The organism is Paenibacillus sp. BC26 (assembly GCF_900116125.1).
GTDB lineage: Bacteria > Bacillota > Bacilli > Paenibacillales > Paenibacillaceae > Paenibacillus_Z > Paenibacillus_Z lignilyticus.
The window spans coordinates 498,722-510,673 of sequence record NZ_FPAD01000001.1 but is presented as its reverse complement, the minus strand read 5'-3'; the positions used below and the strand labels follow the sequence as shown (position 1 = coordinate 510,673).

The following is an 11,952-nucleotide window of genomic DNA, read 5'->3' as shown; positions in this document are numbered from 1 at the left end:
GCTCCCTTCTACTTCACATTGTAGTACGAAGCCGGTGAGGAAGCATTGTAAAAGGGCTTTCTTTTATTGTAAATTCCGATTGTTTATTTACTTACGCATCGTCCCTCAACAACAACCAATCAACTGTTATAATGGTTATAACTGGAAACCAAAGGAGTGAGGAAAATCGCACGTTGGTTCTTGAGCGCGCTTATCATTGTGTGCAGCGTTGTCGTTCTTAGTGGATGTACGAAGCCGTCAGCTATTTATGGGGGTATCGACAAAACAGACTTCCCCGAATTGACCGAGGCCAATCTCGAATATGTCCATGAGTATAGAGGGCATGGCGATAATTGGAGTGCTGTTCTGTTCGTTTACAAGCAAAAAGGCGCAGTTAAATTCAAGATGAAAGAGGTACTCGTGTACAACGGAGAAGCTCCGAGACCTACCGGCCAGCTATCTACTGAATATACATTCGGTGATGCTGTCGGCGGCTCCGGGACAATCATCTCCGAGGCGCCGGAGAAGGGGATTTATGTGATGCTTCCTTCAATGGGGACGGCAGCGTTCGCACCAAATACATCCGCCAAACTGCTGGTCAAATGGAGCACTCATTCCGAGTATTTCGAGTTAAAGCCTGTGTCCGATTAGCACTGGCAGCACATAATTATCCCTATAACAAAAACAAGGATGCAGCCCCTGGCTTGCATCCTTGTTTTCATACCTTGATTACATAACCTACCGCACCACGACAACCGCGAACGGCAGCAGCTCGAGCTCCAAAGATCCGTCATCCTGCACCACCGGCGCCGGATACACTACCGGTGCAAGCGGCCGGACTGCTCGTTCATCCAGCGCGAGCAGTTCTGTCGGCTGTAAAGTAACAGCCGACTCCACACGCACGCGTATGGTTTCGTTTGTATAATTCGCCGCGAGCAGCGTCACGGCGCCGTCACTCGCTCTTACTGCGAGTGCGTCACAGCTTAATCGGTCAGCTACTGTGCAATCCAGCACTTCTTCGCCTTGCAGCTTGGCCGAAGCTGCCAATACGTGATAGAGCGGATACTTCTCTTCCCCGCCATCGCACATAACCCCAAGCGGGCCAGCCGTCTCCAGGTAGCAAACGCGCTCCGCACCGGCTTCCGATAAGCTCCGCAAACTGCCGAGCGTCCACGCCGCGCCGAACAACGACCATTGACGGGCATCGGTATGATTAGTGCGGTCCTCCGACCTGCGCCTGCCTTCCTCGCTGGTCGTGTTCGGGTTCAAACGCGGCTTAAATGTAATGGGGCCGATGCTAAGCGGTACATCGGGTACAATGCTTCGCGCACTGCGAACCGTATCCGCCTGTGCGGAAACCGTTTCGGCGAGCGAAGCGATATCGAAGGCATGCACCTGCGGATTAATCGTGTACATGGCCGCTTCCATCGGAGCAAGCGGCAGCTCCGCGCGGTTCAGCTCCGTAAAGTAAGCACGAGTACCTCCGCCCACGCGAAAGGACAGCCCCGCCGAATCGCGCATCTTCATCAGCTCATCGGACAGCTCATGTTGGCTCACGAATCCGGCCTCCGGGAATACAAATACCGTATCCACGGCAGCCCCCACTTGGGCAATCGCTTGAACCAGCACCTTCAGCAAACGCTGCCCATTGATAGGGCTCTGGCCTTCCCATTCCCCCGGTACGATCACTTCCAGCTCTACCCCTGCACCTAGCGCACTTGCAGCCGCCGCCGTATTCACGAGCTCCCGCTCCCACCCCGGATCAGCCAATCGAATAACTGCTCGCAGGAAGCTGAGCGCAAGCGGGCGAAGCGCCTCGATCTCAGACATCGCAAGCGGGCGGCCAGGCGTCATCCCTAAACCGATACCCGGAACCTGCCCGACCTCATGATCACGGAGTTCCACTCTTATCGCTTGTACATCTGATATCTCCGCTGAATTTTGCTTCGAACCCTCTACCAAATTCCCGCCAATCTCGTCCGCTCTATCGCCAATCAACCTAAGCGTCACAGATTGCTGAACCCGCTCTCCACTTACCACTTCCACGGGGTAGGGGATGCTAAGCGGCGTGCAGTATGTTTTGTAAGAAGCATCCGTCCAATTGCGCTGATCTTCCATTTCGAACAAATCGCCGCTAAATTGCAGCTCTGCGACCAGCTTTGGCGCTAGCTCATGGCGAATCGCCGTCATGCCGAGGAATGGCTGATGCGGCGAAATCCGATCCGGGAACACGCCTGCAATGATCCGCGACCCCGTCCCATCTTCCGTCTCTACCTCCACCTTACAGCCCGCCAGGTCGGAAGGATGCAAGATACAGAAGCCAATCCGGTTGCGCAAGAAATTCGAACGCGCCTCGCCGTCGAACGTAAAGCGAATGGTTCCATCCTCCGAGCCGGTGATGGCCCCCTCCCACGCAAAATCGATCTCGCCTTGCCGATGCTCTGCCACGAAACGCACCTCAAACTCATCGATGCGATCCGTAACCACACGAAACTCCCGAAAAACCGGCTTAATCGTCCCCCAGTTCCGATCCCGGACGGCGGCGTAGATGCCGCGTACGACTTCCTGCTCGCCATAGCGAATATAACGCAGTCCGCCTTCTTCCAGCACAGCGGTCAGCGGACCTGCCTGGAGCAGCCGCCGCTCCGGCAGCGGTTCACCAGAGCCGTACCGCAAAGTTGCTAAATCTCTTGCCTGACTTACCATAACTCATGCTCCCCCGTTGTTAGACTTGCTTCTTCAGACACAGCACCCAATCACTGTCGTGCTCATCACTCGTATTCGTCGCATCCACTGCAGGCGTTGCAAAATAAAACGTATCGCAGTTCGCCGGCTCCGAACGCTGGCCTGTACGAGGATTTAACCAATAGAAGCTGTAACGGCTAGGCTCATCAAGCGCCAGCTCACAGCTTCCTGCCACCGGGAAGTAGACTGCCGCCACGGCAAGATCGCCATTCGCCATGCTGAGCGGCGCTGTTCCCATATCGTCATCCCCGGAACGACTCCGCAGCAGCTCCGGCTGCCGAACCATTTCCGTATATCGGACATCCTCCGTCATAAACGTACGATAGATCGGCAAGTACGCCGAACCGATCGAATCCGTCTCCAGCGTCATGTTCGGCCCCCACGTGTTATTGAACCCATGCACAACCGGGAAACCGCTAAACCCGGCCCTCCATTGCCCCCGCCGCGTATGGTGATGATCGAACAGCTCATGCACGTCGATCGTGAATGCGCTTCCCGATTTCTCATAACCAAACTCGCTGCACATGACCGCCTTCGCCGACGAACCGGCATGGAAGCGAATCTGTTGATCAATCCACATACAGAGCGCCGGATTGTGATTGAATTTCTGCACTTCCAAGATCCAATCCGACTGCACGAGATACACGTCAAGCTCCTCGCAATCCCCCAGCCGCTCATGCAGCGCTACCTTCTGATACCATTGATGGGCGCCGATCGGATGCTTATAGGGGTCGCTGGATTTAATTAGCTTCGCCAGCTTCTTGAACCAGCGATCTGCTTCTTTATGATAAGCGGCTTTGCCCGGATAGAACTCATATTCATTGGACGGACACCATACGAAGAGCGACGGATATGCCGCATATCGCGCGATGAGATAGTTGACCCACAGCTCCTCATGCTCCGGCAGAAACTGCCCGCGATCGTTAAACGGAAATTCCAGCATCCACGCTTCCAAAATAAACTCCGTACCTATTCCCCGTTCCGCAAGCATCGCCATAACCTCATCGACAGCCTGAAAATAGCCCACATTCAGCTTCGTGAAATCCGGCCACTGCGCACTGCCGCCCCAAGGCCAGCAGTCTCGTGTCTGCCACGTATTGCGAATGTCGGGATGGTGAGGACTGACCTGCGCTCTGGCACGTATATAATTCACGCCTTGCGCTTGTCTGTGATCCAAGATCGCCGCCACATCAACACCGTTGTAGTGGGCTCCAAACAAATTATATTGGGTATCCCCAAGAAGGAAGGCAGGCTCATCATTATCGAAGACAAACTTCCAGTCCCGCTCCGGCGCCGTACGCAGAAAGCCGCGGATAGACTCCGGCGATTCTTCTATCTGAACATCGAACCTCTGATTAAGCCCTTCATGTTGAGGGTGCGAGTTCGCCTCGCACGTCCAGCTTCCGGCAAGCTGGGGCATCCAGCGAACCTTATAGCGATGCTGTCCTTGTTCATTTCGTCCATCATAGAAGCCTTCCACGACCTGCTCCGATTGCCCGCTTTCATGCACGAAACGAGCCGAAACATTGCAGTCCCAGAACGGATTGCCAATGGTCTCCCCGGTTTCCAAGCTAATCTCGAGCAGCCGACCTGTCTGACCTGTTCTCATCGCGACTACCTGCCTTCTCTAGTATTCTACGATTTTCCAATCGTGCATGTATTCGTGTTTCATGCCCATAATCCTGCTGCGCGCCTGCCTCTTTCCCTATTTCCCATGCGCCACCCACACATTAAGCTGTCTCTGCTTCTCCGCGATAATTTTGTCCAGTCCGTTTGCTTTCAGCTTCTTCACGAGCTCCGGCACATATTTGTCCGGATCCAGCGAACCGGAGCTGAGGCCAATGAAATATTGGTTCATTGTCGTCAAACAGGCGCTGATTTCATTCTGTACCGGCGTTGGGTCGAAGCTGAAGCCAAGCGCTTTGGATATAATCGCACTTTCGTTAAACGATATCAGCTTCTTCCATTTGTCCGGATCCTCCGATTTGAACAGATAGCTGTTGAACTGATTGCCGAAGATCCACTGATCGCCCTGCGCGCTGTAACCGACCGTTGTGGCATCCACCCCTTGCGGAAAATCGATGACGTTATCGGAAACCTTCACGTAATGCTTGCCTTCCACGCCCCAGTCGATCAAGTTCAGCAAATACTTGTCGGAGTACAGCAGATTGAGGAACATCATGACCCGCTCCGGATCAGCGGAAGTATTAGGAATTGTGAGTAATGCACCCGTTACATCCCCTGTGGATGTGTACGGTTTGCTGAAGTCGATTTGCACGAGATCGCGGCCTGTCATGATGGTTTTCTCTTTGTCGATGCCCGGCTTAGCGCCATTCATCATCGTCGCCACTTTGCCGTTCTTCATCAGCTCTTCCCGCGTCACTTGGGTGGTTGCCGCATCCTTCACGATGTAGCCGGCGGTATACCATTCTCTGGCTTGCTTGACGATCTCGAGGTACTTCGGGCTTTGGAACATGTCGATGACTTTCAAATCATTCGCTTCTTTATCCAGCACGCCAAAATAGTTCCCAATCGGCTCGAACTTCGACAGAATCGCCCATTCCATATCATTAATCCCGGCAAAAGGGACAAGCTCCCGTTCATTCTCCTTGATGATTTTGAACCAGCGGCCAAAATCATGATAGGTCTGAATTTCATTCGCATTAAATCCGTATTTGTCCATGATGTCCTTGCGAATAAGGAGCGCTTGGTTCGATGCATATTCCTTGTTCGAAGGGACCCCGTACAGCTTGCCGTTTACTTTGGCTCCGGTTTGATACACCATGTTTAAATTCGGCTTGATCGCTTGCCCGTATTTCTCGATCAGATCATCGACAGGCAGCAGCATCCCCTTCACGGCAGCATCGGGATAACCAAGCCAGTTGGCCATGTAGAAAAGATCGAACTTCTCGCCGGAGGTGATCATCAGGTTGGTTTTATTCTGGTAGTTGTTCCAATCGATGAAATTCAGCTTAACCGTTGCATTGATTTTGTCCTTCAAGTAGGCGTTGATCGCTTCCTCCACAACCGGAATATCCTCCGTTGTCGCACCCGGCACATAGATACTAATCTCGTAGGGATCAAGCTCGATCGCGCCAGGCGCTGCCCGATCCACTTCAGCCGCAGAGCCGGATGAGCTGTTCTTAGCCCTATTGCTCGCTCCCTCTGAGGACGACATACTCCCGCCGCTGCCGCTGGTACAAGCAGACAACAACACGACAACCGCGGCAATCATCGAGAGAACTAAGCTTGCTTTTCTCCTTAAACGCCCCTTCATGATTGAGCCCTCCTTAACCTTTCACTGCCCCAACCGTGAGCCCTTTCACGAGATACTTCTGGAAAAATGGATAGGCAAATAGGATGGGTCCGATGCCTGCTATGGCCATCGCCATTCGAACGGATTCACCCGGAAAATCCACCTGAGCTTGAGCAGCAGCCTGATTGTTTTGAAGCAAATACTGCAAATTAAGCAAGGTGCGATTCATTAAATATTGCAGACTGATAAACTGATCCCGGCTCTGAAAGATCATGCTGTTATTCCAATCGTTCCAATAGGCCAGCGTATAAAATAACCCGATGGTCGTCAGCACGGGCAGCGAGAGCGGAATGACAATTTGGACAAACACACGAATCTCGTTCGCACCGTCGATCTGAGCGGATTCATAGATTTCAACCGGAATAGAAGACTGATAGAACGTACGGATAAGCATGACATAGAAGGCATTCATGAGCAGTCCCGGCAGGATGAGCGCCCAGATCGTATTGCCAAGCTTGAGGTATTTCGAGAATACGATGTACCACGGCACCAAACCGCCGTTAAAGAGGAGCGTGAAGAATGCATAGAATGCGAATATATTGCGGTACTTGAAATCAGGTTTAGACAGCGGGAATGCGAAGCTTGCCGTCATGAGCAGGCCGACAGCCGTGCCCAATACCGTGGCCGTAATCGTCGCCCCGTATGCCCGCGCAATGGTAATCCCGTCACGGAACAAATAGAGATAGGCTTCCACGCTCCACCTGCTCGGATAGAACGAATAGCCATGCAGCGTAATCGACTGTTCATCCGAGAAGGATACGATTAGTACTAGCAACACCGGTATCAGACAAAGCAGCGAATACCCGGCGAAAAGAATAACGATCAACAGGTTCGTCCACTGAGAAACGCTGTTCGCGTGGTAGGATTTTCTCGAAATCGTATGAACAGCTGCCGATGTCACGACCTTCATCGGACACTCCCCCTTAGAATAACGCGTTCTCTTTGCTCACCTTACGGATGATTGTATTCGACAGCAGTACAAGCAAGAAACCAATCGCGGCTTGATAGAGTCCGACCGCAGCAGCCATTCCGATATCGTTGTGCAGCCTCAGCACATTGTAAACCTGCGTATCAATGACGAGTGTGGTCGGGTAAAGCGGGCCTGATGCCAGCGGGACTAAGTAGAACAGACCAAAGTCTGCGAAGAAGATTTTGCCGATGCCGAGTACGGTTAGGATGATGATTACGGGTTTAAGAAGAGGCAGTGTGATGGATGTGAACTGCTGCCATTTGCTTGCGCCTTCCATAACCGCAGCCTCGTAGTAACTGGTTTCGATGCCAATGATGGCGGCCATGTAGATGATCGTGCTGTAGCCAAGATTTTTCCAGAGGTAGACGAGGGTTAGGATATACGGCCAATATCGAGGGTCGTTATACCATTCGATCGCATCGAAGCCGAGCGGTTTCAGCAGGTGATTGTTGATGAAGCCATGCTCGATGCTGAGGAAAGCAAAACCCAGATAGCTGACCACGACAAACGAAAGCACATAGGGGAAGAACATCATGCTTTGAAACAGCGTGACGAGGAACCTTCGCCGAAGCTCACCCAGCAATGCAGCGAACGCGATGGCAATGACGGTGCCAAGTACGATAAAGAGCAGATTATACAGCACGGTGTTTCTCGTAATCAGGAAGGTATCGGTGGAGCTGAACAAATAGTCGAAGTTTTTGAAGCCGTTCCATGGACTGTTCCAGATGCCTTTTGTGAAATTGACCTGCTTGAAGGCGATCACGATCCCGAACATGGGGAGGTAATTGTTGATGAACAGATAAAGTGTGCCGGGCAGCAGCAGCAGGAAAAGCAGCTTATTTCGGCGCCACTCATGACGGAGGGCTCGTCTGCGACTGCTCCACGCCGTTGCACCTCGTCCACTCATCGCAATCCGCTCCATTCCCTTGTCCTTGCTATTAATTATAGCCACGCATGAAGGAGCAACAATGGAATAAACCGATCGAAATTACAGTATGACGACCAGACTCACACCTATAGTTCTTCCAAAAACTAATGCGGTGTTTATGCTGACCACTCGCTTTACCGTACACTCAGCCGCAGCATGCTGGGCGTTCGATTTTGATGCTGAGAGTTTCATTTCCGTACTCTCAGCCCTCACTAAGCCGCTCAGGTTGGTTCTTCCGATGCTGAGCGTTCGATTTCAGTACTCTCAGCTCTCACCGAGCCGCTCAGATTGGCGCTTTCGATGCTGAGCGTTCAATTTTCGTACTCTCAGCCCTCACTAAGCCGCTCAGGTTGGCGTTTCCAATGCTGAGCGTTCGTTTTCCGTACTCTCAGCCCCATTCTGGTTCTGTATTGCTGCTGAGAGTTTCATTTCCGTACTCTGAGTCCTCTCTAAGCCGCTCAGATTGGCGTTTCCGATGCTGAGCGTTCGATTTCAGTACTCTCAGCTTTCTTTTCGGTTCGGCTTTACTGTTGAGAGTTTCATTTCCATACTCTCAGCCCTCACCAAGCCTCCTAATAAGCTGCTCTCGAAGCTGAGAGACGGATTTTCCGTCTTTTAACTTCGTTTCTGCTCCGTTTTCCGGCTGAAAGTCGGTTTTCCCGACTCTCAGCTTCCACTTTACCGCACGGGTCATACCTGATACTTCTTCCGAAACTCTTGCGGCGATAGGCCGACCACTCGCTTGAATAAGCTGGTGAAGTAGGGGATGTTCGAATAGCCTACTTTGTAGCCGACATCGCTGATCTTCGTGTTCGTGGAGATGAGCAGGCTGCGGGCATGAGCGATTTTCTGCTGGATGATGTAGTCCTGCAGCGACTGGCCGGTTTCCTTGCGGAACATGCGAGAGACGTAGTCGGAATTGAGATACACGTATGCGGCGATATCCTCGCGCATAAACTCCTTGTCGACATTGTCCGCGACGAACTGCTTCACCTTCTCGATGACCGCCGAATGATCGCCGCCATGGTTGCGCACCGCGCGGACTGCTTCCGGGATGACGCGATTGACCCATACGCGGAACTGCGCCAGCGTCCTGGTCGCCTGCGGCAGATCGAGCCCTTGCTGCCACTCGAACGAATTATGTACGGATAAGCCAAGCTTGTGAAAAAGATGATAGATCATGTTCACAACCGAATGATAGATGGCGTGGAGCGTCTCCGCGGACAATCGTTTCTCGGCGCCAAGCCCGCTAATATAGTGTTCCACCCGCTGCAGCAATTCCTCCGACTTGCCGGTTTCTAGCAGCACGCGCCAGGAATCGATCGGCGGCGGCGTGTTTTTGCCGAAATCCTCGAATGGCTCCTCCTGGACGCGCAAGCAAGCACGCGATTGTGTCACATTGCTGCGGAAGGCACGCATCAGTGTCAAATAGAGGTAGGGCAGCGCCGTGAGCGTTGTTGGCCTGCCGATATAACACGATAAACTGCAGAATAGATAATGATCGCAAGCTTCAATGAAGCTGCGGCAGCGCTCCTCCAATGCTTCAAACGGATGCTCTGAACCGTAGAACAGCACCAGCGTGTTCCGATGGCGATCCCGAAATACGATCCCATTCCGATCGGTCAGCAGCATTTCCTCGGCCGCATTGCGCAGTGCATAGTTCATAATCTCCTCGTCTTTGCCACTAAGCTCCTTATACCATTCCTCCACGCCTATTAGCAGCGGCAGCACCTGATTGCCGGGTTGCAGCGGAATGTCATAGGCGCTCATCAGCTCCTGCGTCTCTTCGGCGGAAGGGAAGAACCGCTCCTCCACAAGATTTTGCCAGAACCGCTCGACCAGAACCGGCTTCTGCTCTTCCCATAATCGATAGTATTTCTTGTAAGCTTCGTTGTAGCGTTTGGTCTCCAGATCGAGGGTCAGCTTCTCTACCAGCTTCCTTATCACCTGATAGAGCTCCGCATAATCGACCGGCTTCAGCAAATATTGTGCCAGTCCATAGTGCAAGCCCTGCCGGACATATTGAAAATCCGAGTGGCAGGTCAGGAAAACCGTCTCGATCTCCGGATGCGTACTTCTCACCCATTCAAGCAAATCAATGCCTGAAGCACCCGGCATCTCAATATCGCTGATCAGCACCTTTACTTCCTTCGACTCGATGATCCGCTTGGCCTCCGACACAGAGTACGCCTCATAAACGCCGCTGAACCCGAGCTCCGTCCAAGCGAGATTGGACACAAGCGCTTTGACCGCATACATTTCGTCATCCACGATGAGTACATCCATGTCACTTGGCCTCCTTAAGCATCATCTCCGCAGCCGGAAGCAGCAGCCGCACCAGCGCGCCGCCCTCAGCCGCATTCTCGAACGCGACTTCCGCGCCCGTACTATACTTAATGGCAATACGCTCCATCATATTGCGGATACCGATATGCGCTCCAGGCAATTCCTCTCCTCGCTGCCAGCTGTCGACTTGCGCAGTCGTGAAGCCGATGCCGTTGTCCTGCACCGTTATCTCAAGCCGCTGATCCTCTCGCATGGCCACTTTAATTCGAATGATAAACATGCCGGACTCCATCTTGAAGCCATGAATGACCGCATTCTCCACCACAGGCTGCACAATTAACGGAGGAATGAGCAATCTTCCGCATCGATCATCGATGATGTATTCATAATCAAGCCGATTAGGGAAACGCAGCTTCTGAATTTCCAAATAGTGCCGGATATGGCCAAGCTCCTGATCAATGGTGACCAGTTCCCCGTTATTGCGGGTAATGAAACGCAGAAAATCCACGATGTGCGCAAGCAGCTTCTGCACAAGTTGATACTCTCGCAGCCCCGCCAGACTGTACGAGATATTCAGGGCATTCATGAAGAAATGCGGGTTAATCTGCGCCTGTAAATGCTTGAACCGTGCTTCCTGCGCCTGCAGCTGCTTCTCGTACGCCTCCATTTTCAGCGCATGGATTTCCTCTGCCATCTGATTAAAGGTCACATTAAGAGTAGCGAATTCACGCGTCCTCGGATCTTCCGGCAGCCGGATCGCCCAGTCTCCTTTCTTGATTTTGTGCATGCCTTTGATGAGCTGTTTCATCGGCTTAAGCAGAATTTGTTGAATGAACAGCACGTAGAAGACGGTGATAAGCACGGTTACCCACGGAATCAAATTAATCAATCGCTGAAAATTAGGCAGGTTCGCAAGCAGCCGTTTCTCCGGTATCGTATACACCACGGATAACGCCGCCTGATTCAAATGCTTCCCAACCAGTTGAAAAGGAGCGCTGCCTCGCTTCGTCCCCTGAACCGTTTGGAACATGTTGCTCTGGATGCCGACATCACGGATCGCACGCAGATCGTCTTGAGCGAAGCCAGTCTTAACCAGCAACCCCCAATCATCGGTAAGCAAATTAATGCCCTGCTTCTGCACCTCGTTCCACACCGGCATATTCTCCACCAAGCTGCCTGCGCTCATCGCCGCGCCAACCGTCACCTGCGAATTGTATTTCACGTAACGGAACATATAGCGTTCTTGCCCAACCTGATAGGGGAACCATTTCCTCATATCCGGTACTCCATTTTGCGCAAGCTTCACGATAGTATCGTTGATTTGCGACTGCGGCTTACCCTGCGCGGCAATGCATATCAGTCCCTCGTCGGCGGCCGAATACACGAACAGCGCATCAACACCATGCATAATGTTGAGCTGCACCTTTAGTTTGGTAATAATCCGTTGTTTGGCAAAATAAGTTTCTTCCGTCTCGTTCATCAGCGAGAGCACCTGAATATCCGGATCCTGTAACACAAGTCCATATAAGTAATTGTTGGCTTCCTCGAACTGATTCTCGAGATCCGCCACATACTTCGTTAGCAGATTTCGATTGGCATCCGCGATTTGAGAGCGAACGACATCGATCGCATAGTTATTATTAGTGATGAGCAGTAATGTCAGCAGCATGGCCACGACGACAAATCCGGATAAAATTTGGAAACTGAGCGACTTGACCAACGTTACTC

8 protein-coding genes are annotated in these 11,952 nt (G+C 52.3%); 1 reads left to right on the top strand and 7 read right to left on the bottom strand.

The annotated features are described in order from the left end of the window. Positions 1-180: 180 nt before the first annotated feature. Positions 181-630: a hypothetical protein gene (locus BM412_RS02165; RefSeq protein WP_091213287.1), complete on the top strand. Its 450-nt coding sequence runs from the start codon at positions 181-183 to the stop codon at positions 628-630. An 87-nt stretch (positions 631-717) separates the two neighbouring features. On the opposite strand, the gene BM412_RS02160 is transcribed toward BM412_RS02165, so the two are convergent. From BM412_RS02160 to BM412_RS02130, 7 genes are all read right to left on the bottom strand, one after another. Next, complete coding sequence (locus BM412_RS02160) at positions 718-2,685, bottom strand: D-apionate lactonase family protein (protein ID WP_091213285.1); 1,968 nt, start codon at positions 2,683-2,685, stop codon at positions 718-720. Positions 2,686-2,704: 19 nt separating this feature from the next. Beyond that, on the bottom strand, positions 2,705-4,333 hold the full coding sequence (locus tag BM412_RS02155) for a DUF5060 domain-containing protein (protein WP_091213281.1): 1,629 nt from the start codon (positions 4,331-4,333) through the stop codon (positions 2,705-2,707). 96 nt (positions 4,334-4,429) lie between these two features. Beyond that, positions 4,430-6,001: an ABC transporter substrate-binding protein gene (locus BM412_RS02150; RefSeq protein WP_091213278.1), complete on the bottom strand. Its 1,572-nt coding sequence runs from the start codon at positions 5,999-6,001 to the stop codon at positions 4,430-4,432. Positions 6,002-6,014: 13 nt separating this feature from the next. Beyond that, entirely contained in the window at positions 6,015-6,950 is a 936-nt protein-coding gene (locus BM412_RS02145) for a carbohydrate ABC transporter permease (protein WP_091213275.1), read from the bottom strand. 13 nt (positions 6,951-6,963) lie between these two features. Continuing rightward, positions 6,964-7,917, bottom strand: coding sequence for an ABC transporter permease (locus tag BM412_RS02140; RefSeq protein WP_091213272.1), 954 nt, complete (start codon positions 7,915-7,917; stop codon positions 6,964-6,966). A gap of 711 nt (positions 7,918-8,628) precedes the next feature. Further along, positions 8,629-10,224, bottom strand: a complete 1,596-nt coding sequence (locus BM412_RS02135) for a response regulator (RefSeq protein ID WP_091213271.1) — start codon at positions 10,222-10,224, stop codon at positions 8,629-8,631. 1 nt (position 10,225) lies between these two features. Next, a complete protein-coding gene (locus BM412_RS02130) occupies positions 10,226-11,944 on the bottom strand; it encodes a sensor histidine kinase (protein WP_091213268.1) in 1,719 nt (572 codons plus the stop codon). Positions 11,945-11,952 lie beyond the last annotated feature (8 nt).